The following is a 22693-nucleotide window of genomic DNA, read 5'->3' as shown; positions in this document are numbered from 1 at the left end:
CCCCCGCCCCCTCCACCTCGGCCCGCAGCAGCGCCTGGAGATCGCCGCGCAGGCCCACATCGAGGGCGGAGAAGGGCTCGTCCATGAGCACGAGGTCGGGCTTCAGCGCGAAGGCGCGGGCGATGGAGACCCGCTGCTGCATGCCGCCGGACAGCTGCGCCGGCCGCTTGGCGAGGTCCGCCTCCGCAAAGCCGAGGCGCCGCAGGATCGCCTCTGCCGCCGCCCGGCGCTCCGCCTTCGCGGCGCCCAGCGCCTTGAGGCCGAAGGCGGCATTGTCCCGCGCGTCGGCCCACGGCATCAGGCGCGGCTCCTGGAACACCATGGCGGTGCGCCGGAACCGGTTGGCGACATGCCCGCCCTGGACTGCCTCGATGCCGGCGGCGAGGCGCAGGAGGCTGGTTTTGCCGCAGCCGGACGGGCCGAGCAGCACCACCAGCTCGCCCGCTTTGACCACCAAGTCGATCCCCGCCAGCACCGGCGCGGGGCCGAAGGCGAGATGAAGCCCTTCCAGCGCCAGCATGCTCAGGCCTGCGGGGGCACGCCGGCCCGGCCTTCGCGCGCGGCCCGCCAGCCGCGCAGGGGCGCCAGCAGCAGCGCGTCGGCGATGAGCAGCACCGCCACCGCGAGCACGATCCACGCCATGGTCGCCGCGAGGTCGAAATGGGCGCGTGCGGTGGCGAGGCCGCCCCCGACCCCGTCGGCGCCGCTCAGCACCTCCGCCATCACCGCCACCTTGAAAGAGAAGGCGAGCGCCGTGGCCAGCGCCGGCAACAGGAAGTCGGCAAGCGCCGGCAACACGAGGTCGGTCAGGCGCTGGAGCGGGGGCGCGCGATAAAGAAGGGCCATCTCGGCAAGCGCCGGATCCCGGCTGCCGACGCCCTCGAGCGCGGCGAGGAAGAGGATGGGCGCGGCGGTGATCGCCACCGTGAAGCTGGCCGCGGCGCCGCCGGGGCCGAACCACAGCAACGCCAGCACCACCCAGGCGATGGGCGGGGTGCCGAGCAGCGCCGTGAACACCGGCCGGGACATGGCCCCCACCGGCAGCGCCAGCCCGCCGGCAATGCCCAGCACCAGCCCCACCGCCCCGCCCGCGAGGCATCCGCCGAGGGCATGGACGAGGGTGGCCAGCAGAGCCGGGCCCGCGGCCCCGCTCACCGCGAGGCGTACCATGGCCTGCCCCGTTTCCTGAAGGCTCGGCAGCACGAAGGGGCCGAGAACCGTGGCACCCCACTGCCACGCGCCGGCGAGAAGGCCGAGGCCCGCTGCAGTCCAGAGCGCCACCGCGACGGCATTGCCGCGCGCCATGCCCGCGCGCGGCGGCATCCCCGCCCGAAGGCGCGCGACGGGGCGGCTGCGGTCGGCCCAGGCCATGCCCGCCTCAGAAGCTCATATAGAAGCTGTCGGGTGGCAGCTTTCCGGCCAGGGCATCGGGCTCGAAGGACAGCAGCGTCTCGTAGAAGGCGATGAGGCCCGCTTTCTGCCTCGCCGCAGGCTCGGCCACCACGTTGAAGTGGTCGAGGGCGCTGGCGAACATATGAGCCTTCACGTCCATCTTCTGCTCCGCGAGCTGCCCGGCTTCCGGCTTGTTGGCCATCACCCAGTCGCGGGCGCCGGGCAGCCCGGCGGCCAGCGCAGCGATCAGCTCCGGGCTCTGCTCGATCAGCCGCTCGTGCACGGCGATGCCCGCCATGGGCAGGCCGAGGCCGCTGTGCTGCGCCTTCCAGTCCTCCTGCAGGCTGATGGCGCGATAGAGCGTGCGGCCCTCCCTCTTCGCCATCATTATGGCGGCGGTGGCCGGCGGCTCGGAGAGGATGGCGGTGGTGGCGCGCCCGGCGGCGAGCATCTGCGCCGCCTCCATGGGGGTGCGCACATAGGTGATGGTCATGTCCTTGTCCGGATCCATGCCATGGCCCCGGGCGATGGAGCGGAAGACGAGATCCGGCATGTCGTTCTTGAAGAAGCCGACCAGAGGCTTGCCCGCGAGGTCCTTGAACGACTTGATGCTCTCGTCCGCCGAGACCACGAACAGGTGGCCCATGGACAGGATCGCGAACAGTTTCAGCGGCAGGCCGCGATTGGCGAGGTTCGCTGGCACATGGGTGGGGGTGGTGAACAGGCTGGTGCGGCCGGAGACGATGGCGGCGCGCAGTTCGTCGGTGTCGCGCCAGAGCCGGAAGGAGGCGCCGGGGGCGACGGAATCGAGGGCGCCGGACTGGAGAAGGCGCAGGAGCACGATGGTCGATCCGTTCGGGGCGCCGAGAATCTCGAGCCCCTGCGCCGGCGCGGCCAACGCGGTCAGGTCCGGCAAGGCCAGCGCTCCGGCCGATCCCGCGAGCGCGCCGAGAAGCCGGCGCCGGCTGAGCAATCCGTTCATCGAAAATCCCCCGGAGCATGCGTGCGCCGCCTGAACGGACGGCGCTCAACCTATATTCACTGAGATATAATGAATCGAGCGGCGGACCAAGCCGACTTTCGCTCCTGGCCCCGGGCCGTGGTGCCGCATCGGCATGCGGCACCACGGCCCGGCAACGGCTGCAGCGGGGGCGAACGTCCACGCGGCTCTTGGCGCCGGGCGCGGGGCGCGGCAAGATCGCGCCCGCGGGTGGGACGCTTGGGGGAAACGGACATGGCGGCAGGAACCGGTAAATCAGCAGGTGCAGTCTTTCGCGCCGGGGGCCTGTCGGCCGTCGCCGCCGCCTTGGCATTTGCGCTGGCGGCCCCCGCCGGCGCACAGACCCTCGACCGGGTGGCGAACGGCGAGCCGTTCCGCATCGGCTACCGCCATTTCGCCCCGCCTTATTCCTACGCCGCATCCAACGGCCAGCCCGCGGGCTACATCGTCGATCTCTGCCGGGAGGTCGCCGAGGGCCTGAAACGGACGCTGAAGGTCGCGACCCTCAAGGTGGAATACGTGAAGGTCACCGCCGAGGACCGGTTCGAGGCGGTGCGCGACGGGCGCATCGACATCCTGTGCGAGCCCACCTCCATGACCATGTCGCGGCGCGCGCTGGTGGATTTCTCCCTGCCCACCTTCCTAGACGGCGCGGGCGTCGTCACCCGCGGCACGCCGGTGAAGGGCCTGGAGGACCTCAAGGGCAAAAAGGTCGGAGTGCTGCGCGGCACCACCACCGAGGAGAATTTGCGCTCCACCCTCGGCCAGATGCGCATCGCGGCCGATATCGTGACGGTGACCGATCATCCCGAAGGGCTCAAGCAGCTCGCCGACGGCAAACTCGACGCCTATTTCGGCGATCGCGGTATCCTCAACTACCTGATCTCCAACAGCCCCTTCGGCAACCGCCTGAACCTGTCCGACCAGTATTTCACCTTCGAGACCTACGCCCTCGCCCTGCCGCGCGGCGACCAGGCCTTCCGCCTCATGGTGGATGGGACGCTGGCCGACCTCTACCGCACCGAACGCATCCGCGACATCTATGCGAAGAGCTTCGGCAAGTTCCCGCCGGACCAGTTCCTCAACGCGCTCTTCGTCATCAACGGCGTGCCGAAATAGGGCGCGCCGCCACCGGCGGGTTTCCCTGCGGGCACATATGTTGCACGAGAAGAGATCCCCTCCCACTCCACCGTGGAGCCCGGCATGGCCTATCTGCACCGCATTGGCGCCAAATCCTTCGTCTTCGCGGACCTGAAGGACCTGATGGCCAAGGCGACGCCGCCGCGCTCCGGGGACATGCTGGCCGGCATCGCCGCCGCCACCGCCGAGGAGAACGTGGCCGCCAGGATGTGCCTTGCCGAGGTGCCGCTGAAGGCGTTCCTGAGCGAGGCCCTGGTGCCCTACGAGACGGACGAGGTGACCCGCCTCATCCTCGACAGCCACGACGCCGCGGCCTTTGCGCCGGTCTCTGCCATGACGGTGGGCGATTTCCGCGACTTCCTGCTCTCCCATGAGGCAACGCCGGAGATCCTCGCCGCCCTGGCGCCGGGCCTGACCCCGGAGATGGCCGCCGCCGTCTCCAAGATCATGCGCAACCAGGACCTCATCCTCGCGGCGAAGAAATGCCGGGTGGTCACACGCTTCCGCAACACCATCGGCCTTCCCGGCACCATGGCCGTGCGCCTCCAGCCCAACCACCCCACCGACGACGCGGCCGGCGTCTCCGCCGTCATCCTCGACGGCCTGCTCTACGGCTGCGGCGACGCCGTGATCGGCATCAATCCCGCCTCCGACAGCCTGGCCGTGATCGAGCGCCTGCTGAAGCTCACGGACGAGGTCATCACCCGCTTCGAGATCCCCACCCAGAGCTGCGTGCTGACCCATGTCACCACCTCCATCGGCCTGATGGAGCGCGGCGCGCCGGTGGACCTCGTCTTCCAGTCCATCGCCGGGACGGAAGGGGCGAACCGCTCCTTCGGCATCGACCTGAAGGTGCTGGCCGAGGGCACAGACGCCGCCCGCGCGCTGAAGCGCGGCACGGTGGGGCAGAACGCCATGTATTTCGAGACCGGCCAGGGTTCGTCCCTGTCCGCCGGCGCCCACCACGGCGTGGACCAGCAGACGCTGGAGGCGCGCGCCTATGGCGTGGCCCGCGCCTACAATCCTTTGCTGGTCAATACCGTGGTCGGCTTCATCGGGCCGGAATATCTCTATGACGGCAAGCAGATCATCCGCGCCGGTCTGGAAGACCATTTCTGCGGCAAGCTGCTCGGCGTGCCGCTGGGGGTGGATGTCTGCTACACCAACCACGCCGAGGCAGACCAGGACGACATGGATACCCTGCTCACGCTTCTTGGCGTGGCGGGCGTGACCTATGTGATGGGTATTCCAGGCGCCGACGACGTGATGCTCAACTATCAGTCCACATCGTTCCACGATGCCCTCTACATCCGCGAGGCGCTGGGGCTGAAGCGCGCGCCGGAGTTCGAGGCCTGGCTGGAACGCATGGACATCACCGGCGCCGACGGGCGCCTGCTGCCGGCGGATGCCCGCCACCCGCTGCTCGGCTACGTGGCGGGGCGCGCCGCATGATCGAGCGCGACCCCTGGCTCCGCCTCGCCCGCCACACTCCCGCGCGCATTGCGCTGGGCCGCACCGGGGCGAGCCTGCCCACCGGGGAAGTGCTGCGCTTCGCCCTGGCCCATGCCCAGGCCCGCGACGCGGTCCATATGCCGTTCGATGCGGATGCCGTCGAGGCGCAGGTGCGGGGCCTCGGCTTTGCCACCCTGCGCGCGTCCAGCGCGGCACCGGCGCGGGATATCTATCTGCGCCGTCCGGACCTCGGCCGCCGCCTCTCGGAGGAGAGCCGCACGCGGCTCGCCATGGCGGCGGGAGAGACGGTGGATCTCGTGATCGTGGTGGCGGACGGCCTGTCCTCGGCCGCCATCCACGCCCAGGCGCGCCCGTTTCTCGCCGCCTTCAGGCCCTTCATCGCCGAGCAGGGCTGGAGCCTCGCGCCGGTGGTCATCGCCTCCGGCGCGCGGGTGGCGCTGGGCGACGAGGTGGGCGCCCTCCTGAAAGCGCGGGCCTGCGTGCTGCTGGTGGGCGAGAGGCCGGGCCTGTCTTCCCCGGACAGCCTGGGCCTCTACCTCACCTTCGATCCCAAGGCCGGCCGCACCGACGCCGAGCGCAACTGCATCTCCAACGTGCGCCCCGACGGCCTGAGCTTCGAGGCCGCCGCCTTCAAGCTCGCCTGGCATATCCGGGAGGCGCTACGGCGCGCCGTGACCGGCGTGGAGCTGAAGGACGAAAGCGACCGCCTGCTCGAAGAGGGCCGTCCGCCGCTCCGGCTGGGCGCGGCCTGAGCCTGGATTATGGCGGGCAGATCCCGCGGCTGCGTGGCACGTCCCGCTTGGCACGTCCCGTGTGGCACGTCCCGGGAGGGACCCCTGGAACGCGGCTTCCAGCGCGCGGCTGGCGCCCCCCTCCGGGCGGGGGGCACCCTGGGCTCAGACCGGCTCGGCGGACACCACGCGGAAGGTGTGCATCTCGTCATCCTCCCGCACGGAAATGTATTCGCCCACGGCGAAGCTCTCGTCGCCGAAGCGGTAGCCCGCCTCGTCGTCGTCCGAGCCATGGATGTCATAGCGGAACGCCCAGCTTCCGCCGGGACGGCGCACCAGATGGCCCACCTCGTCCGCCTCGTCGGGGCGGAACCGGACCACGCGGCACACATCGCGATGCTTCGCCCACAAGGCCGGGTCGATGCGCCCCGCCTCGTTCAGCGGCGCGACGAAGCTGTAGCCGAAATTGCGCGAGCCTTCCGGATGGCCCTTCTCGCGGGCAAGCTCCATGCGGATCTGACGGAAGCCGTGCGGCAACTGGGACATGCGTCTCTCTCCCCGGACCCTTGAGGTCTCGAGCATCGCCCGACCCGGAAGGGCCGTCACGATGCGTTGACGACCGCACCTTTCGCCACCCGATTCGGATGAACCCAACGGTCCCGCTTGCATGGGGGCGAAGGAATGCGACAATAGAATCACGCCCCGCAAAGAGGGCGCCTTATGGAATGTGATTTTCGCGCATCGCGTTCGCAAGGCATTTGACCTCGCGCAAGGCTTGGCTGGCGCAGGATCATTGATAGTGGCCACGATTGCTGCCTCCCGAAGGGGTGCAGCGGGATCGGGGGGCCAACGCCCGACGGGAGACCTGACCATGAACGATTCCGCAGTCTTTCAAGGCTTGGCGCGCGCCTTCAGCACCGGCACGCCGCCTGTGGCCTGGCCTTTTGCAGTATGGAAGAACCTGTTCTTCGATTGCCCGCTGGCCGCCTCCGCCCACGTGCAGCAGTTCGTGGGCCGGCAGATGCAGGAACAGGTCCAGCTGATGAACGACCTCGCCAAGGAGCAGAACCCCTCGGTCGCGTTCAGCCGCGAGGCGGCTTTCCTGCAGCAGTCGGCGCTCGCGTGGAGCAACGAGATGGTGGAAGTGGCCGGACTGGTGCAGAGCCGGCTCCTGAACGCGACGCAGACCGACCAGCCCCAGGACCAGTCGCCCTTCGCCCGCGCCGCCTGAGCCTCGAACGGGACCTGCAACCGGCCAGACACGCATCCCGATGGCGCTGCGGCGCCGTCGGTCGTCGGCCTGATTGGATTTCGATCTGGTGCGGACGGCGGGAGGAAAATCGATCGCCCGAGAAGCCCCTGAAATCCTTCAGAAACGTTGCTATTGCTCACTCTTTCCCGTATCTCTTCCCGGAATTCCTTCCCGGAATCGAGGAAACGGCATGGCTCGGCACGGTAGCAATTTACAGTCTAAGGGCGGCAGGTACTTCGCCCGCTTGGCCGTGCCAAAAGAGCTACAGCCGATCCTCGGTAAGAAGGAGTTTTCACAGGCGCTAGGCGCGGATCATGCCCAGGCCGTTAGACGACTGCCCAGTGTTCTGGATGGCTTCTATCAAGACATCGACGCTGCTAAGGCCAAGCTCACCGGCAAGCCCGCCCCTGCGCCTCGACCTTCCCCCAAGCGGCTCCTGTCACCCACCGAGATCGGCACCCGTCATCTTCAAAGCCGGCTCGCCCTCGACACCGAAATTCGCGACTCAGGTTCACCGGCCATCGGCCTTGGCTTCCCGGACGAAGATTACGTCTCACAGCTTCGTGACCTAGCGGCAGGCCGCATCTTCGATCCCCTACCGTCACCCATCGCCCTGGCACTGGAATGGGCGAGCAAGAGCGGCAATCTTCAGGACGCTCCTGGCACCTCCGGATGGAATGCGACTGTCCGCGTCCTGGCACGCGCTGAGCTTGTCGCCATCGAGACTGAGATGTTGCGCGACGAAGGCGAGCCGGACCCGCCTATTCCTGCCGACCTCACACCGGTGAACCCCGCCGCTGAAGCCCAGCCGGCGACCTCCGCACGCATCCTAGGACCCGATAGCCTCCTACCCTTGTCGGAAATCCTGCCCCGCTTCCTCGCTGAGCGCCGGCCAAGCGGCCCCACGGCACGCGAATACGAAACCGTTGTGCGGCAGTTTGAGGAAGCCATGGGCGAGCCGATGCCGGTGCACACCATTACGCGCCGGCATGCGGTGCGGTTCAAAGACACCCTGCTAGAAACGCCTAGCAGCGCCACGAAGCGCTTTCCCGGAATGACGCTCCTAGATGCTATCGCAGCGAACAAGGCGCGCAAGGAACCCTTTCCCTGCCTCGACGCAAAGACCCTGAACGATAAGAACCTGTCGCGGTTGAAGACGCTTCTAGGCTGGTGCGCGAGCAATGACCTGATCCCGGACAATCCGGCGACTGGCATCCGTGTCGAGACGGCAGAGAAGGCCGGCAAGGCGCCGCGCGAGGATTTCACCCCTGGTGACCTCACGAAGCTCTTCGCCCCTGCCCTCTTCGCGCCGGCCGGCACCCTCGACGAATCTCAATGGGCGATGCTGATCGGCCTGTTTTCCGGCCTGCGCCCGTCCGAGGCCGCGCAAATGAAGCTCGATAGCGTTCGCCATGAGCGTGGCGTGTTGTGCTTCAGCGTCGAGGAAGAGACGAAAAACCGAGGATCGAGGCGCCTTGTCCCGGTGCATTCGACCCTGATCGAGCTTGGTCTAGAGCGCCGTGTGGCTGCGCTCCGGAAGGCCGGCGAGACGCACCTTTTCCCCATTTGGTATGCGCAGGGGATGAAGGCGAAGGCCGAAGCGGAGAAAAACGGTAGCGCCACGCTGAACCAGTATTTCCCCAGGTTCATCCCGCGCCGGTTCAATGTGACGTATCTGAAGAACGCGAACATCAACGATCCGACGAAGGACTTCTATAGCTTCCGCCACACGTTCAAGACGGGACTTAGAAAATCAGGCGTGGATAAGGGGACGGCGGATTATATCTGCGGCCACACCGATCAATCGGCCGGCGCGGTCTATGTGCATGGTGTCTCTATCGAGGCGATGAAAGCAGCCGTGGAAAGCCTGCACTTCGACGGGCTGGACCTCGACGCATTGCGCAAGTCGCTCGGACTATCGGCCGTCGCCTAGATAGGAACGCTTGGCAGAATATTCAAGATCAGCACAGATTGACGGCGGCGCTTTCTAGGCTTCCGTCAATCTCACTCCGCTATCTGCGATTTTTTCTCAATTAATTCGACGAAACGGTCTATTCCACGCGAGATTCGTGTTATCGTATTGGGTATAGCGAATAGGACGTGTTCTTTCTGAATGGGCATTCTCGATTTCTGGCGCTTCCCCCGCCAGCAGGTGACCGAAATAAAGGCCGCGCCGTCTCTTCCGGCGCCGACACCGGCCACCAGCACCGATGCCGCGTGGCTTTCGCAGTTGATCGGCGCCACGCTTCCGGACAATGGGACGCTTCAGGTTACGGTCAACGAAGCCACCGCAATGAACTGCACCGCCGTCCGGTGCGCCGTTCAGTCGATTGCGGAGGCCGTTGGGCAGCTTCCACTGATCACTTACAAGCGCGGCAAAGATGGCTCCAAGGATCGAGCAACAGAACACCCGCTCTTCAATGTCCTGCGCAATCGTTCCTCGGACGTTTATTCAGCACAGAATTTCAAGGAACAGCTTACGCGCGACGCGTTGCTCTACGGAAACGGCTTCGCGCTGATCAATCGTTCCGGCGACTTCGTCGAGTTGTGGCGCATCCCGCCTACCGCCGTCACCGTTGAACTCGACGAAATCACTTATGCGCCGCTCTACAAGGTCCGCCACGGCGACAATCGCGAAGTCATCTATCAGCCCCATGAGATCTTTCACCTCATGGGACCGTCGCTTGACGGTCTGATCGGCGCCTCGCCGATCCAGCAGGGCAAACACGCCATCGAATTGGCGCTGATCCTGGAAGAGCACGGGCTTGCACTCTTCCGCAACCGCGCTGCGCCAAGTGGTGTTGTCACTGTTGATCCCGGATTGAAGGCCGATCAGCTTAAGGCCCTCAAGGAAGCGTGGAAGGCGGCAGTCGGCGGACGGAAGAACGGCGACATTGCCATGGTGCCCGGCGGCTCCGGCTTCACCCCGTTCAACTTTACCTCGACCGACGCGCAATATCTGGAACTGCGCCGGTTCGCGGTCACTGAGATCGCACGCCTCTTTCGTGTCCCGCCCCATATGCTCTTCGACCTTGAGCGCGGGACGTGGGCGAACGTTGGCGAGATGGGTGCGGAGTTTCTGACGTATTCCCTTCGTCCGTGGCTTGCACGTTGGGAAAACGAGGTGGCAATGAAGCTCTTCCGCGAGGATGAGCGCGACACCTACTTCGCCGAATTCCTGTCGGATGACCTCACCCGCATGGATATCGCGGCGCGTGCCGACGCTTACAGCAAGCTCATTTCTTCGCGCGTCCTGTCGCCCAATGAGGCCCGCGCCAAGGAAAACCTTCCGCCCTACGAAGGTGGCGACGAATTCATCAATCCCAACACAACGTCTTCCACCATTCCGGACCAGAACAATGCTGACAAACCTGCCTGAGATTGCGGCGGCATTTGCCGCCGCACACGGTCCATTCTCCCAGGCCATGGCCATGCTCAAGAGCGTCGCGACCTCTGGCGCGCCCCTGCCGCCCGCAAATCGGAAATGCATTTTCGATTTCGGCCCCCACGCTGAGCGCCAGCATGATGGCCGGATCGTCCTCGATCTGGACAAGATCGGAGTCGGCGCGTGACATCGACCAAGATTAAACGCTTCCTTGGCGACGGCGAATATGAATTCAATCTTTCAAGTGCGCAAATTGTGCGGCTCGAAAAGCTTTTGAATATCGGCATCGGCGAGTTGTCGCAGCGTGTCGTCAGCGGCCGTTTCCATCACGTCGAGCTTATCGAGACCGTGCGCCACGGTCTGATCGGCGCGGGCACGTCGCACGAACAAGCCGCAAACCTCATTGCCGTCTACCTGGACGGCGCATCGTTGAGGTCGGTTCACACCCTCGCAGTCGAGATCCTTGCGGCCGCTTGGGACGGCACGCCGGAACCCGACGAAGACACCACGAACACCAATACTCAGGAGTAATGTGAATGGCTTTTTCAGGTATTGCCGTGCTTCACGGCTCGATTACCACCATCGGCGGAAACACCGACCTTTTCGGCCATGCGGTTTGGTCTGAAGACCTTCCGGCCCCAGCCACGACCGTCAACGTTGCGACCGTCCCTGACGTCAATGAACGGCTTCGCTCGCAGTCCGCATTTCTGATTCAGGCGGCTGTGGATGCCAAGGTCTATGTCGGGCTGAATCCCGCCGCCGCAGACACCCCGATGTACCGCGTCTATGCGGGCGCCGATCGCGTGATTCTCGCGAACAAGGGCGACAAGATTCGCTGGGCGGCTGCTTGAACCGGCTTGAAACCAAAGCCGCGTTTTCGGCGCAGCCCACGGGCGAAATCTCCGGCATCGCGTGGGTGTTTGGCCTTCCCGATGGCGCAGGCGACGTGATCGAGAAGGGCGCTATCGGCGACTTCACCGGCCTTCCGATCCTCTACCAGCACGACACAGCGCAGCGCATCGGCACTTGGGTTTCAGCCGAGGAAACCGACCTCGGACTGATCGTGAAAGGCGTGCTGGATATTGCCAGCAACTCGATTGCCCGGCGCGTTCATGCCGCCGTAAAGGCCGGCAAGCTCACCGGCTTGAGCATGGGTTTCAACCGCCCTGCCCCGCACGAAATGAAGGCCCGACCTGAAGGTGGCCGCGTCTTCTCCAAGATTCACCTCGTTGAAATCTCGGTTGTCCCCGTGCCGTCGCACGGGAGCGCTCGCATCCTCGAAACGAAATCTGCAAAGGGAACTGAAGTGGACGATTTGAATACCGAACACGACGATACCAACACGGTGGACCTGTCCGCCCTGGAAACCAAGATGGCCGGTTACGATACCGAGATTTCCGGCATCAAGGCGGACCTCGCCAAGATCGCGGCCACCAATGCACAGATTCAGAACCGCCTGAGCCGCCCTGGCATCATCACCAGCAAGGGCGCCGACGGGACCAAGGCCGCCGAACAGAAGGCGTTCGCGACCTATCTGCGCTTCGGCAATGCGGCGCCGGCCGACGAACTGAAGACCCTTCAGGTTTCGACCGACACCATGGGCGGCTATTTCGCCCCCGCCGAGGTGTCCGCCGAGTTCGTCCGCAACCTCGTGGAATTCTCGCCGATCCGTGCGTACGCCAGCGTGCGACCCACCAGTTCGCCGAGCGTCATCTATCCGAAGCGAACCGGCATCACCAACGCCAAGTGGAAGGGCGAGCTTCAGGCTTCCGAGGGTTCCGAGCCCAGCTTCGGCCAGCTTGAAATCCCCGTGCGCGAACTAACCACGCACGTCGATATCAGCAACCAGCTTCTCGCGGATTCGGCCGGCGCCGCGCTCGCCGAAGTCAATCTCGCTCTCTCCGAGGACTTCGGCAAGAAGGAAGGCGCCGCGTTCCTCAATGGTGACGGCGTGCTTCAGCCCATGGGGCTGCTCTCCGACCCGAACGTGACCGCGCTCGATTCCATACGGCTGAACGCTCTCGATCCGAATGATTTCGTCGCGCTGAAATACGCTCTTCCGGCCGCATATCGCCAGCGTGGCATCTGGCTGATGAACAGCACCACGCTGGCGACAATCCGAAGCTGGCAGACGGCGGACGGCCTGTCGCTGTGGCAACCGTCCTTTCAGGAAGGCCAGCCGGAAACCATCCTTGGTCAGCGTGTGGTGGAAGTCCCCGACATGCAGGACCCGGAAGCCGACGCTTTCCCGATTCTCTTCGGCGACATCGCGACGGCCTATCGGATCATTGATCGCGGCTCGCTTTCGACGCTCGTGAATCCCTACGTCCGGGCCGAATTCGGCGAGACGCGCATTCACGCAACCGTCCGCGTCGGCGCTGGCGTGATCCAGCCTGCCGCCATCAAGAAGCTGCGCATCAAGCCGAACGTTTGAGGAGATTCAGAACATGCGTGACCTCGTGAACAATATCGGCACGGTGCTGGCGATCAGCCCCGCCGTGCTCGCCGCGACCGTGACCGGCGCGGCCCTCGACCTTCGCGGCTTCAACAGCGCCGTGCTGGTGGTGAACACCGGCGCCATCGTCGGCGCTGGCGCCTTCACCGTGAAGCTTCAGGAAAGTGACACGGACGTTCCCGGCGACTTCACGGACGTGGCCGCTGCGGACCTTCACGGCGCCTATCCGACCAGCCTCGCGGCCGACAGCGTGGTGAAGGTCGGCTATCGCGGCTTCAAGCGCTACCTGCGCGCCGTCATCACGAAGAACAGCGGCACCAGCATTGCAGCCGGCGCCGTGCTGGTGAAGGGCGATGCAGTCGCCCGGCCGGTTGCCTGATGCGCTTTCTCGACGAAACCACGACTCTGAAGCTGGACGGCACCACCGTCCGGCTTCGACCGACGCTGCGATGCGCGCTGAAGATTTCCGAGGCCCACGGCGAGCCCGTGGATTTCTGCGGCAAGGTGCTGAAATCCAACGTCAGCGTCATCACCGACATGCTCACCCACGGGATCGAGGATGAGGACGAGCGCAGGGACGCCCTGGCGTGGTTTGCCTTCGGCCCCCAGCCCCTTCGCAAGCGTGTCGAACACGTCGCCCTCGACCTCTACATTTTCGGGCTGCACCTCACCGGCATTGATCCGGATGAGAAGCCGAACACGTCCAATGCGTCCGGCCCTTCCATGAAATTCAACCGGACGCTCGCCGAACTCTTCGGCTTTGCGACTGGTGTGCTCCATTGGGCGCCCGAATCCACCTGGAACGCCACGCCGCGCGAGATCGCACACGCAATGCAGGTCTGGCGTCGCACCCAGCCCGGATACGAACCGACAGACGATGAGCGCGCCGAAGAGGCATTGAGCGCCACTTTCGACCGCGCCGGACTTCAGGCGCTGAAAAACCTTTAGGGGGCACTCCATGACGGCGACGTGGCTAGTCGAATAGCGGAAAGTCACCTCCCTGCCCCCGGAATGACGTTTGTCAAAGGGTCAAGGTGACAAGGCCACATCTTTTCATTTCAACAGGAATACTATGGCATTCGCGGCACCCAGGCGTTGTTCATGTGGCAAGATCGTTCCTTACGGGATGAAGTGCGAATGTCAGATCGTTCGCGACCGCGCCCGTAAGGCTAAGTCTGATCAGAACCGCCCGAATGCTCGCCAGCGTGGATATTCGACGAAATGGGATCGAGCACGCGCCGGTTTCCTCCTGAAGCATCCCATGTGCTCCTGCGGCGCCAAGGCCGTTGTGGTGGATCACATTCGCCCCCATCGCGGCGACAGCAACCTGTTCTGGCAGCGTGAGAACTGGCAACCGCTTTGTGTCCGGTGCCATTCCAGCCGAAAGCAGTCTGAAGAGCACCGCAGCGGTAGTAACCCGCTTGCACACCCCTTTATTGACCGTCCGCCCACCTGCGCCGTCACCATCGTTGCTGGTGCCCCAGGTTCCGGCAAATCCACATATGTGGCCGAACGCGCCGGCCCCGACGATATCGTCATCGATACGCCCACCATCATGACAAAGCTCGCAGGCACGGCCCTCTATGAAGCCCCTGGCAGCTTCGCCCGTGAGGCCCTGGAAATCAGGAACAGAGCCTTGCGAATGCTTGGTGAGCGCAACAGCTACAAGCGTGCATGGTTCATCACTGCGGACCCTGATCCAGCCGCACGCGCCACATGGTGCCGTAAGCTGAACGCCCGCATGATCGTCATGCCGGCAACTCTTGATGAGTGCATCACCAACGTCACCAATGATCCTCGACGCGCACACTGTCGAGACAAGCATATCGAGCTTGCACGCGAGTGGTTCGCAAAGAATGCCGAGGCTGTGAAGGGAAAAGCACAATCGTTCCTCGACTGGCGCAAGGCGAACCAAAGCTCGGACATTGATCGTAAACCAATACGCAAGCGTGCCCAGCCGATGGACATGCACCACACCGAAGACGTTGAAGGTCTCTTCTCTGATCCCGGCGAACGTATCCGCTCACGAACGATCAGTCGCGCCCTCATGGACCTCGACACCATCACGCTCGACGAATCAGACGTGATCCCAAGTGAAGATGAGTGACGATGAATTATGTCAGTCAATATTGACTTATTGTACAATAGTGTAACCCCGGGGGTGGTGAAAAACTTCTCACTATTGACTAGGGACCGGCGCGGGCAGGCTTGCGCGAGTCTCAGTGGAATTGGAGTTTTAGGAATGGCCGTGACGCTGGAAGATCTTAAGGCACACATCCGCGACCTTGGCGATGAAGACGACGCCATTTTGACTCGGAAGTTGGCCGTCGCAACCGACATGATCAAGCAAAAGGTCGGCGGTTTCGACAAGTTTGATGGCAGTGTTCCGGCCCCTATCGAGGAAGCAATTCTCATGTACGCCGCGCACCTATACCAGCACCGTGAAGCCACGATTTTCGGCGGACAGGTGTTCATGCTGCCGCTTGGTGTCGAGGATCTTATCTCGACCTACCGCGACGGGTGGACCTACTGACATGGCGAGCATGAGTGATCAGTTTCGGGCGTTCCTTGAGGCGAAAGAGCCCGTTATTCTTGAAGGCGCGCTGAAGTCACAGGAGGCGAACGCCAAGGAATTCGCCCGTGAGGCGCGCCGAAAGGTGCCCAGGCGTTCTGGAGATCTGCGGAAAAGCATCGTTGTTACCGGCCCAGGACAGCGCACGCCAGCCTATTCCCGCGGTGGCGCGAAGACTGTCCCGGCGAACACTTATGTCGTCACGGCCGGCGACACGAAGACTCGTTACGGCCACATCGTCGAGCACGGCAGCAAAAAGATGAGGGCGCGCCCGTTCTGGTGGAACACTTACCGGACGCTTAGGGCGAAGTTCCGCCGTCGCCACAAGGCCGCGCTTCGGAGGGCTGTGAAATGAGCCTCGATCCGGTGCTTTGTTTGACGAAAAAGGTCCGGCAGCGCCTCATTTCCAGCCCCGATTTCATCGCGCTTTGCCCAGCCGAAAGGGTGCTGGACTCGTTTACCGAGACCGGCGCCGGCCCCCTTGTCGCTATCGGCAACGGCGACGCGGTGCCGCCCGATCATTACGAGGTGTGGCACCACCGCGCATATATCGACCTCGACGTGTGGACGCGCGGCGAGGGCAGCGCCGTGCTGTGTCGCCGCATCACGCACACCATTACGAAGGTTCTTTCCGGTGTCGCATGGGCGCCGTGGAAGGGCGACGGCTGGATCGTGCACGGCCTTTCCATGAGCGTCACCAGCGACAGGGACACGACAGAGGCGGACCTCGCGCACGGTGTCGTGTCCCTCGACGCGATCATGCAGGAGGTTGCCCAGTGAAGAACGCGCCTGTTCGCGCCGGCTCGCTTTTGGAGAAATTGACGGTGGAGCGCGCCGCTACTGCCGTGGGCGATTTCGGCAACACCGTCACGCTCTGGACGCCCATTTTTGACGTGCGCACCGAACTGATCGAGCACACGCAAGAGGAAGAGCCTGCCGACACCGGAAGCCGCATCACGATCAAGGCCAGCTTCAGCATTCGATACACGCCCAGCCTGAAGATGACGGATCGAGTCATTTGGGGCGGCGAGATCTTCGACATTATCGGCCTCAAGGTTCTCGGTCGAAAGCAGGCGCTTCAGATTGACGTGCGGAGGATCGGACCGTGAAGGGACGGAAGCCGAGCACGATCAACAGCACGGCCGGCGCCCTGGTGAAAGCCCCTGCCCCGCCCGTGTGGCTCTCTCCGGAGGCCAAGAAAGAATGGAAGCGCTGCATTCGCCCGCTGATCGAGCGCCGCATTCTCACTCAAAGCGACCTCGGACAGCTTGAAAATTATTGCATCGCGCAAGGCCGTGCCCGTGAGATCGAGGGCATGTTGCAGATCAGCTTCGACCTCGCCTTGTGCCGTGCCCAGGACAAGGCATTGGCGAGCGCGCGCCAGATCGCTGCGGAGCTTGGCCTTACGCCTGTGAGCCGCAGCCGGCCGGTACTTGCCGGCGATGAAGACGACGATGCTTCGCCCTACCTGGATTGACGACGGCTCGCCCATCCCGGACCCGTTCGGCTATGGCGAGCGCGCGGTGGAGTGGCTGCGGCGCAGGAAGCACCCCAAGGCAGCATCCGGCCGGTTCGACCTCAATCCAGTTACCGAACGGATGGTTCGGGCGATTGAAGGACCGAGGCACCCGGACAGATCCCGGATCGTGAAAGAGGTGTTCCTTGGCTTGCCCCGTGGCAACCGGAAGACCTCGATTTCCGCAGCCCTGGCGCTCCTGCATTTGTGTGGCCCCGAGGAAGTCCCCGGCTCTCACTTGGTATCCGCCGCCTCTACGCGAAAGCAGGCCCGCGAGGCATTTGAAGAAGCGGCGATGATCGTTGCTGCAGAACGCAAGTGGCGCAAGCACCTGCGCATTGCGGACCATAAGAACGCTATCAGGTTCCCGAGGCGCCGCAGCCGCTACGAGGCCGTTTCCAGCGATGCCGGCGGCGCCCACGGTATGACTTTGTCGTTCGCCCTGGTGGACGAGTTGCACGCGCACCGAAGCCCGCACCTTTGGGAGGCTATCCGAACAGGCGTGGACAAGGTGCACAACAGCCTTCTGGTGGTCGCCACCACGGCCGGCGCTGGCACTGAGAACATCTGCTTTGAGCGTTGGCAGTATGCCTGCGCCGTTCAGCGTGGCGAGATCGAGGACCCCGCCTTTCTGCCCATCATCTTCGCCATGGAAGAGGGCGACGATTGGCGGGATGAAGCCCTTTGGCACGCGGTCAATCCCGGCCTTGCCTATGGTTATCCGCCCCTCGACGCCATGCGCCGACATGCGAAGGAGGCTGAAACCGCACCCGGCTCTCGCCGCAGCTTCCTGCAATTCAGGCTGAACAATTGGCAGCAATATAGCGAGACGCCATTCGTTGACATGGGCGTTTATGACCTAGGCTCAGATGAAATCGACTTCGATAGGCTGAAGAGCGAACCCTGTTGGCTGGGCATCGACCTATCGCAGGTCTATGATATGACGTGCATTGTCGCTTGCTGGAAAGACGGCGAGGGCGGCTACATCGTCCGGCCCTGGTTTTTCCTCCCCGAACAACAGCTAAGCAAACGTGAGGCCGCAGGCTATACGAAGTGGAAAGACGCTGGATTTCTAGAAACCACACCCGGCTCGGCAATTGACTATGCCGTGTTCCATCGGCGCCTGGAAGAGATTTGCGGCGAACTGAACGTTCAACAGATTGGCGTTGATCCCAAGGGCGCCAATCCGACGCTGAATGCTTTGATGAATAAGGGGCTTCCCGTATTCCAGTTTTCGCAGGCGAATGGCAGCATGTGCCCCGCTATTCACGAACTGGAACGCGCCATTGTTGCGGGACAATTCCAACACGGCGGCAATCCTGTCCTACGCTGGAATTTTGAGAACATCCGGACCGTACCGACAATGGACGGCTACAAGCGGTTCCACAAGGGCAAATCAAAAGACAAGATCGACGGCGCCATCGCAGCAGCTATGGCGGTAAAACTCGCGTTCGATTCGGACAATCCGGGACGTGCGATCGATGATCCAAATTTCGACTTCTCAAAATTCATGAATATGTGAGGCTTCCATGGCTGAAAACGACGCTAAACTCGAACTTGGATTTGGTGTCGATACTTCGACACTTGAGCGCGGCTTCCGCCGTGCTGCCCAGTCCGGCGACCAGCACCTTGGGACGCTGGAAAAGCGTGCGGAACGTGCCAAACAACGCCTAGAGACCAGCATGGGCGCCGCTGCGGAGAAAGTTTCAGGCAGCATCAAGGGCATCGGCGCCGCGTTCGCAGGCGGTTTGCTTGGCGGTTTTGCCATTGGTGGCGCCTCGGAGATCCCCAACGTCATCCGCGACGTGACGCGCTCGCTCGCAGAACTGAAGGGTGAAGCGCAGCGCGCCGGTATCGATGTTGAACAGTTTCAGGCCCTCGACTACGCCGCGAAGCAAAGCGGCGTGAGCATCGACGCCCTGACGGACGGCCTGAAGGAAATGCAGCTTCGTGCTGACGAATTCGTTCTCACCGGGAAGGGCAGTTCTGCGGAGGCTTTTCAGCGCCTCGGATACAGCGCCGATGAACTGAAAGAGAAGCTGAAAAACCCCGTCGCACTCTTTGACGAGATCATCGCACGTCTGAAGAAATTCGAGACTGCGCCGGCCATCCGCATTGCAGACGAGGTGTTCGGCGGGACTGGTGGCGAGCAATTCGTTCGGTTCCTGGACTCGAGCGCAAAGAGCCTTCAGCAGCTTCAGGCCGACGCCCGTGGTGCTGGCGTGGTGCTGGACCGGGATATTATCGCCAAGGGTGCCGAGATCGACAAAGCTTTTCAAAAGCTCTCAGACACCATTGGCACGCGCCTGAAGGGCGGCATCGTCTCGACTGCAATCGCATTCGATGATTTCGCAACGAAGGTGCAGGAGTTCATGAACAGCGTTGGCGGTTTCGATTTCTGGAAAAACTTCCGGCTTGGGGGCAGCAATCCGGATGTAAAGCCCATCGAAAACGAGATGGACCGCGCCCGCGCCGAACTGGCGAAGCGCTTGAACGCTGGTGAGCGGTTCAAGACCGATGGGCAGGAGCTTTGGACGCCCCCGAAATACACGCCCCCGGTGACGACGAAAAAGATCGGCATCACCGGGGGCGTGCGCTTTGATGCGGACGTGCTGAAGGTCCGCGACGAGATCGCCGCGCTTGAGGCGGAACAGGCCGCCCTCGGCAAGTCCGCCTTTGAGGCCGCCCGCTTGCGGAAGGAAACCGACCTTCTGGCGCAGGCTCGACGGGACGGTGTTGAAGTCTCTCCGGAGATTAAAGCGCGGATCGATGAGGAAAGCCGCGCCTATGCCACGGCGGCATCAAATCTTGAAAACGCACGCGTGAAGATGAATCAGGCCCGTGAGCTTCAAGACTTCGCAGGGCAGGAGCTTACGTCTTCGCTTTCCGGACTTCTCACCGGGACTCAGACCGTGAATGACGCCCTGGACAATCTCATTCAACGCTTGATCGAGGCGAGCTTGCAGGCCGCGCTTTTGGGTAGCGGGCCGTTGGCTGGACTCTTCGGAGGCAGCACCGGGACCGGCCTTGTCGGCGCGCTCTTCTCCGGCTTCGGCGGCGCCCGTGCTGGTGGTGGCGACGTTGCCTCCGGGAAGTCCTATCTCGTCGGAGAGAAGGGACCGGAATTGTTCTCGCCCGGCAGGTCCGGCAGCATCGTGCCGAATGACGTGTTGAAGAGTATCCGCGCGCCCTCTATCAACATCGCCCCTGCCCAGCCCGCACCCTCGATCAACTTCGCGCCTACGGTGCATGTGAACGCGAACGGCGGTTCGCACGCGCAGAACGCGGACCTCGCCAAGCAGGTGACAACCGGCATGCAACGCATGGTGCGTGACACCATCATCGAGGAAATGCGCCGGCAGCGTCGCCCCAACGGAGCACTCGCCTGATGGCACTCGATACCTTCGTTCCGCCGTCGCCCACATTCTTACGATTGCCGACGCGCTAGGGCGCGGCGCCCGCTATAGTATGCGCGGACTAGTCGCATGTAGGCGCATAGGCTAGCCCGCAAAAATAAAGGCCCTCTGGTGCCGCTAAACACCAGAGGGCTGAAGTCAGTCACAGTCAGTCAGAAACAAACGCGGAGATGAGGCCGCCTTGCATGGATGATTATAGCGGAGATCGCGCCGCAGCGCGCGAATTTCTTAAAAAAATTCTCTTCGACGCCATCCGCTCTGGACGTTACGGACGCAGTTGCCTGCGCGACGCTCATATTGCTGCGAACCGCGCCGAAAATATCGTTCAGGAGCGCGCCAGAAAGGCTCGAAATGAACAGGCCAGACGGAGCCGACTGAAGGCCGAACGCCTGCCAGCGGTCACGTCATTCGATCCTAGCCGCTATCGGCGAGATATCGACGCCCTAAAGGTTTGGCTTCTGGCACCAGCACCGACCGGAAGCACAAACCACCTTCGCGCACGCCTGCGGCCCCGCGTGAAAGAGATCGCCCTGGCGCGGTTCGTCTATCTCGATTTCATCGCGCGTACCGGCAAGGCGCCATCCCAGGCGAAGATGGCTTCAGCCATGGGCGTGCGCACACGCCGGACTTGGACACGACAGGAAGGGCGAACCGCGCTTGATTGGATGAGGCTTCTCGAAACCGAAGGCGGGCCTTGGTTTGGAGAACATCCGGAGAGTGAGAATGACAGACCGGAAGCATGGGGAACGTTCTAGGCGGCATTTTCATCCCCCAAAAACGTGGCCGCTGGCCCCTTATATATACGTGTATAGATTCTGATTCTCTAAGTAAGATTCTTATGCTGGACCGGCCACGTTTTTGGGGGATGAAAACCGTAGGGACGAAAGAAGGGGGCTGCGCCCCCTTCGCATCCCCGCCAGCGCTTCGCGCTGGATATTTTTCGTTCTCACTCTCCGGAGAATGAATACTCTTCCGGCTATTAGGAATCCACGCCCGGTAAAGATCAGTCAAAACTGACTTACATCTTTTCTATGTTCTTTGTTTTGTTTCCATGTCATGTTCCGGCATCCAATGGAGGTGCCGATATGGCTGCGTATATCGACGATGTTTCTTATAACAACCTTGTCGAATTTCTCTCTCTTCTGAAACCAGACCCCCGCACCGGCCGGATTGACCGGGACGAGATCATTCTGGCGCTTGGCGAACGCGCCGATATTTGGCCCAGGGGCATCATTCCGGACGTGGCGCGCGCGTGGTGGCACGCCTGCAATCCTCACTCCCCGCCAATGAGTGAGGCGGAGTGAAGAGGAGTGAGAACGTCGAGTGAGGTGGAGTGAGACAAGGGAGTGAGAAAATCACTCCCCTGTCGTTTTCCCGAAACGCTCCGCCTCACTCGACGCTATATTGGGGTGCGCCCAACACGACGAAGAGGCGCAGAATGGCACTTGATCCGACGAAACAGCGCGAACGCTGGAAAAGGCACGACCGCAAGCGCAATGCCGCACTTCCTGAAGAGGAACGGCGGCGCCGCTGGCGCGAGCGAGCGGCCCGTTACTATCAGCGGCAGAAGGCCGCGAAAGCTCTTACTCCCCAGGTGTCCGAGTCACCTCCCGACGATGCATCGGAGCCGGACGACGATTTCGTCGCCGACCTGCAAGGCGCCATCGACGAAGCCGTCGCCGAACAGCGCAGTGTCACGCTCGACGACCTCGACGGCAGAAGCGAGCGGGAACGCATGTGCGCCGACATGGAAGGATGGCGTGATGCCTTCGGCATCTAAGCGGCGAGGGATTGACGCATTGAACGTCTACATGTAGACGTTACCTCACTCGACGCCACATTGAGAACCGTCATGGCACGCACCCGAGCTGAAATCCAAAAGGCGTACCGCGCCCGACTTCGCAAAGAGGCAAAAACTGCCCCCGATCAGGCTACGAGCTACAAGCCCGGAGCGTTTTCGACCTTCTATGATGAGCAGCCCCTTGCCGGTGAAACGTCATTCATCACCGAAACGCTCGATAGCGTCGGCATCAACATGCCCGACCTCTCACGCGACGAAGACCCGGAATGGCGCGAGGATTGGGGCACCGAGTATCGCGGCTCCCTCGGACGTGCCGAGCGCATGGTTGACGCCCTGATCGACAGCGCCAAGGCGCTGGCAGGGCTGATCAACCAGTTCAAGTTGCAAGAGATCGCAAAGGAGATCGCGCGCCTTGAAGAGGCAGACCTGAGCGATCCCCAGGCCAAGAAACAAGCATTGCGCGACATCGTGCGCTTGCGGGGCATCGAAGCCCGCTTGAGCAAGGAAACGCGCCACGCCTTCGCGCCCACAACCGTGAAAGGAGAATAACCGCCGACACC

28 protein-coding genes are annotated in these 22693 nt (G+C 63.1%); 24 read left to right on the top strand and 4 right to left on the bottom strand.

Annotated features, from left to right (window positions below):
- From K9U40_RS05020 to K9U40_RS05010, 3 genes are all read right to left on the bottom strand, one after another.
- The coding region (locus K9U40_RS05020; protein WP_282889113.1) for an ABC transporter ATP-binding protein at positions 1-520 on the bottom strand (520 nt) is incomplete at its 3' end.
- Positions 521-522: 2 nt separating this feature from the next.
- Complete coding sequence (locus tag K9U40_RS05015; protein ID WP_282889112.1) at positions 523-1371, bottom strand: ABC transporter permease; 849 nt, start codon at positions 1369-1371, stop codon at positions 523-525.
- A 7-nt stretch (positions 1372-1378) separates the two neighbouring features.
- Entirely contained in the window at positions 1379-2374 is a 996-nt protein-coding gene (locus K9U40_RS05010; RefSeq protein WP_282889111.1) for an ABC transporter substrate-binding protein, read from the bottom strand.
- 252 nt (positions 2375-2626) lie between these two features.
- On the opposite strand from K9U40_RS05010, the gene K9U40_RS05005 reads away from it, so the two are divergent.
- The 3 genes from K9U40_RS05005 to eutC all read left to right on the top strand — a co-directional run bounded on the left by K9U40_RS05005 (position 2627) and on the right by eutC (position 5757).
- Positions 2627-3511 (top strand): amino acid ABC transporter substrate-binding protein, encoded by an 885-nt coding sequence (locus tag K9U40_RS05005; RefSeq protein ID WP_282889110.1) that lies wholly within the window; start codon positions 2627-2629, stop codon positions 3509-3511.
- 84 nt (positions 3512-3595) lie between these two features.
- Positions 3596-4984 carry an ethanolamine ammonia-lyase subunit EutB gene (locus K9U40_RS05000; protein ID WP_282889109.1) on the top strand — a complete coding sequence of 463 codons (1389 nt, stop codon included), beginning with the start codon at positions 3596-3598 and terminating at the stop codon, positions 4982-4984.
- Entirely contained in the window at positions 4981-5757 is a 777-nt protein-coding gene (gene eutC / locus K9U40_RS04995; protein ID WP_282889108.1) for an ethanolamine ammonia-lyase subunit EutC, read from the top strand. Before K9U40_RS05000 ends, eutC begins: the two co-directional genes overlap by 4 nt.
- Before the next feature lie 144 nt (positions 5758-5901).
- Here the strand turns inward: eutC and K9U40_RS04990 are convergent, their stop codons facing one another.
- Positions 5902-6282, bottom strand: a complete 381-nt coding sequence (locus tag K9U40_RS04990; protein WP_282889107.1) for a hypothetical protein — start codon at positions 6280-6282, stop codon at positions 5902-5904.
- Positions 6283-6607: 325 nt separating this feature from the next.
- On the opposite strand from K9U40_RS04990, the gene K9U40_RS04985 reads away from it, so the two are divergent.
- The 21 genes from K9U40_RS04985 to K9U40_RS04885 all read left to right on the top strand — a co-directional run bounded on the left by K9U40_RS04985 (position 6608) and on the right by K9U40_RS04885 (position 22682).
- Positions 6608-6967, top strand: a complete 360-nt coding sequence (locus tag K9U40_RS04985; RefSeq protein WP_282889106.1) for a hypothetical protein — start codon at positions 6608-6610, stop codon at positions 6965-6967.
- 73 nt (positions 6968-7040) lie between these two features.
- Positions 7041-8921 (top strand): site-specific integrase, encoded by a 1881-nt coding sequence (locus tag K9U40_RS04980; RefSeq protein WP_282889105.1) that lies wholly within the window; start codon positions 7041-7043, stop codon positions 8919-8921.
- A 180-nt stretch (positions 8922-9101) separates the two neighbouring features.
- Positions 9102-10367, top strand: coding sequence for a phage portal protein (locus K9U40_RS04975; protein WP_282889104.1), 1266 nt, complete (start codon positions 9102-9104; stop codon positions 10365-10367).
- The gene (locus tag K9U40_RS04970) at positions 10348-10560 is read left to right on the top strand and encodes a hypothetical protein (RefSeq protein ID WP_282889103.1); all 213 of its coding nucleotides are present in this window, start codon (positions 10348-10350) and stop codon (positions 10558-10560) included. The genes K9U40_RS04975 and K9U40_RS04970 overlap by 20 nt, the downstream gene beginning before the upstream one ends.
- Complete coding sequence (locus K9U40_RS04965) at positions 10557-10904, top strand: gene transfer agent family protein (RefSeq protein ID WP_282889102.1); 348 nt, start codon at positions 10557-10559, stop codon at positions 10902-10904. The genes K9U40_RS04970 and K9U40_RS04965 overlap by 4 nt, the downstream gene beginning before the upstream one ends.
- A gap of 5 nt (positions 10905-10909) precedes the next feature.
- Positions 10910-11224, top strand: coding sequence for a hypothetical protein (locus K9U40_RS04960; protein WP_282889101.1), 315 nt, complete (start codon positions 10910-10912; stop codon positions 11222-11224).
- Entirely contained in the window at positions 11221-12807 is a 1587-nt protein-coding gene (locus tag K9U40_RS04955) for a phage major capsid protein (protein WP_282889100.1), read from the top strand. The genes K9U40_RS04960 and K9U40_RS04955 overlap by 4 nt, the downstream gene beginning before the upstream one ends.
- 13 nt (positions 12808-12820) lie before the next feature.
- A complete protein-coding gene (locus K9U40_RS04950) occupies positions 12821-13207 on the top strand; it encodes a hypothetical protein (RefSeq protein WP_282889099.1) in 387 nt (128 codons plus the stop codon).
- Positions 13207-13776, top strand: coding sequence for a phage tail assembly chaperone (locus K9U40_RS04945; protein WP_282889098.1), 570 nt, complete (start codon positions 13207-13209; stop codon positions 13774-13776). The genes K9U40_RS04950 and K9U40_RS04945 overlap by 1 nt, the downstream gene beginning before the upstream one ends.
- Before the next feature lie 124 nt (positions 13777-13900).
- Positions 13901-14935, top strand: coding sequence for an HNH endonuclease (locus K9U40_RS24680; protein ID WP_349239410.1), 1035 nt, complete (start codon positions 13901-13903; stop codon positions 14933-14935).
- 135 nt (positions 14936-15070) lie between these two features.
- A complete protein-coding gene (locus K9U40_RS04935) occupies positions 15071-15361 on the top strand; it encodes a head-tail connector protein (RefSeq protein ID WP_170218708.1) in 291 nt (96 codons plus the stop codon).
- Between the two features lies 1 nt (position 15362).
- On the top strand, positions 15363-15755 hold the full coding sequence (locus tag K9U40_RS04930) for an HK97 gp10 family phage protein (RefSeq protein ID WP_282889097.1): 393 nt from the start codon (positions 15363-15365) through the stop codon (positions 15753-15755).
- Positions 15752-16180, top strand: a complete 429-nt coding sequence (gp17, locus tag K9U40_RS04925) for a tail completion protein gp17 (protein WP_282889096.1) — start codon at positions 15752-15754, stop codon at positions 16178-16180. The genes K9U40_RS04930 and gp17 overlap by 4 nt, the downstream gene beginning before the upstream one ends.
- Positions 16177-16509 carry a head-tail adaptor protein gene (locus K9U40_RS04920; protein WP_282889095.1) on the top strand — a complete coding sequence of 111 codons (333 nt, stop codon included), beginning with the start codon at positions 16177-16179 and terminating at the stop codon, positions 16507-16509. Before gp17 ends, K9U40_RS04920 begins: the two co-directional genes overlap by 4 nt.
- Positions 16506-16877, top strand: coding sequence for a P27 family phage terminase small subunit (locus K9U40_RS04915; RefSeq protein ID WP_282889094.1), 372 nt, complete (start codon positions 16506-16508; stop codon positions 16875-16877). The genes K9U40_RS04920 and K9U40_RS04915 overlap by 4 nt, the downstream gene beginning before the upstream one ends.
- Positions 16843-18438, top strand: a complete 1596-nt coding sequence (locus K9U40_RS04910; protein ID WP_282889093.1) for a terminase large subunit — start codon at positions 16843-16845, stop codon at positions 18436-18438. The genes K9U40_RS04915 and K9U40_RS04910 overlap by 35 nt, the downstream gene beginning before the upstream one ends.
- Positions 18439-18445: 7 nt before the next feature.
- Positions 18446-20305 carry a hypothetical protein gene (locus K9U40_RS04905; RefSeq protein ID WP_282889092.1) on the top strand — a complete coding sequence of 620 codons (1860 nt, stop codon included), beginning with the start codon at positions 18446-18448 and terminating at the stop codon, positions 20303-20305.
- A 212-nt stretch (positions 20306-20517) separates the two neighbouring features.
- Entirely contained in the window at positions 20518-21087 is a 570-nt protein-coding gene (locus K9U40_RS04900) for a hypothetical protein (protein ID WP_282889091.1), read from the top strand.
- A 330-nt stretch (positions 21088-21417) separates the two neighbouring features.
- A complete protein-coding gene (locus K9U40_RS04895; protein ID WP_282889090.1) occupies positions 21418-21636 on the top strand; it encodes a hypothetical protein in 219 nt (72 codons plus the stop codon).
- Between the two features lie 134 nt (positions 21637-21770).
- Positions 21771-22112 (top strand): hypothetical protein, encoded by a 342-nt coding sequence (locus tag K9U40_RS04890; protein ID WP_282889089.1) that lies wholly within the window; start codon positions 21771-21773, stop codon positions 22110-22112.
- A 72-nt stretch (positions 22113-22184) separates the two neighbouring features.
- Complete coding sequence (locus K9U40_RS04885) at positions 22185-22682, top strand: hypothetical protein (protein ID WP_282889088.1); 498 nt, start codon at positions 22185-22187, stop codon at positions 22680-22682.
- Positions 22683-22693 lie beyond the last annotated feature (11 nt).

The organism is Xanthobacter autotrophicus, assembly GCF_030015065.1.
Lineage (GTDB): Bacteria > Pseudomonadota > Alphaproteobacteria > Rhizobiales > Xanthobacteraceae > Xanthobacter > Xanthobacter autotrophicus_D.
This window is presented reverse-complemented; position numbering and strand designations above follow the sequence as displayed.

Excerpts from the sequence above, each read along its gene's own strand:
- K9U40_RS05015 (WP_282889112.1), bottom strand. The coding sequence starts at position 1,371 with ATGGCCTGGGCCGACCGCAGCCGCCCCGTCGCGCGCCTTCGGGCGGGG.
- K9U40_RS05010 (WP_282889111.1), bottom strand. The coding sequence starts at position 2,374 with ATGAACGGATTGCTCAGCCGGCGCCGGCTTCTCGGCGCGCTCGCGGGA.
- K9U40_RS05005 (WP_282889110.1), top strand. The coding sequence starts at position 2,627 with ATGGCGGCAGGAACCGGTAAATCAGCAGGTGCAGTCTTTCGCGCCGGG.
- K9U40_RS05000 (WP_282889109.1), top strand. The coding sequence starts at position 3,596 with ATGGCCTATCTGCACCGCATTGGCGCCAAATCCTTCGTCTTCGCGGAC.
- eutC (WP_282889108.1), top strand. The coding sequence starts at position 4,981 with ATGATCGAGCGCGACCCCTGGCTCCGCCTCGCCCGCCACACTCCCGCG.
- K9U40_RS04990 (WP_282889107.1), bottom strand. The coding sequence starts at position 6,282 with ATGTCCCAGTTGCCGCACGGCTTCCGTCAGATCCGCATGGAGCTTGCC.
- K9U40_RS04985 (WP_282889106.1), top strand. The coding sequence starts at position 6,608 with ATGAACGATTCCGCAGTCTTTCAAGGCTTGGCGCGCGCCTTCAGCACC.
- K9U40_RS04975 (WP_282889104.1), top strand. The coding sequence starts at position 9,102 with ATGGGCATTCTCGATTTCTGGCGCTTCCCCCGCCAGCAGGTGACCGAA.
- K9U40_RS04970 (WP_282889103.1), top strand. The coding sequence starts at position 10,348 with ATGCTGACAAACCTGCCTGAGATTGCGGCGGCATTTGCCGCCGCACAC.
- K9U40_RS04960 (WP_282889101.1), top strand. The coding sequence starts at position 10,910 with ATGGCTTTTTCAGGTATTGCCGTGCTTCACGGCTCGATTACCACCATC.
- K9U40_RS04950 (WP_282889099.1), top strand. The coding sequence starts at position 12,821 with ATGCGTGACCTCGTGAACAATATCGGCACGGTGCTGGCGATCAGCCCC.
- K9U40_RS04945 (WP_282889098.1), top strand. The coding sequence starts at position 13,207 with ATGCGCTTTCTCGACGAAACCACGACTCTGAAGCTGGACGGCACCACC.
- K9U40_RS24680 (WP_349239410.1), top strand. The coding sequence starts at position 13,901 with ATGGCATTCGCGGCACCCAGGCGTTGTTCATGTGGCAAGATCGTTCCT.
- K9U40_RS04935 (WP_170218708.1), top strand. The coding sequence starts at position 15,071 with ATGGCCGTGACGCTGGAAGATCTTAAGGCACACATCCGCGACCTTGGC.
- K9U40_RS04930 (WP_282889097.1), top strand. The coding sequence starts at position 15,363 with ATGGCGAGCATGAGTGATCAGTTTCGGGCGTTCCTTGAGGCGAAAGAG.
- gp17 (WP_282889096.1), top strand. The coding sequence starts at position 15,752 with ATGAGCCTCGATCCGGTGCTTTGTTTGACGAAAAAGGTCCGGCAGCGC.
- K9U40_RS04910 (WP_282889093.1), top strand. The coding sequence starts at position 16,843 with ATGAAGACGACGATGCTTCGCCCTACCTGGATTGACGACGGCTCGCCC.
- K9U40_RS04905 (WP_282889092.1), top strand. The coding sequence starts at position 18,446 with ATGGCTGAAAACGACGCTAAACTCGAACTTGGATTTGGTGTCGATACT.
- K9U40_RS04900 (WP_282889091.1), top strand. The coding sequence starts at position 20,518 with ATGGATGATTATAGCGGAGATCGCGCCGCAGCGCGCGAATTTCTTAAA.
- K9U40_RS04895 (WP_282889090.1), top strand. The coding sequence starts at position 21,418 with ATGGCTGCGTATATCGACGATGTTTCTTATAACAACCTTGTCGAATTT.
- K9U40_RS04890 (WP_282889089.1), top strand. The coding sequence starts at position 21,771 with ATGGCACTTGATCCGACGAAACAGCGCGAACGCTGGAAAAGGCACGAC.
- K9U40_RS04885 (WP_282889088.1), top strand. The coding sequence starts at position 22,185 with ATGGCACGCACCCGAGCTGAAATCCAAAAGGCGTACCGCGCCCGACTT.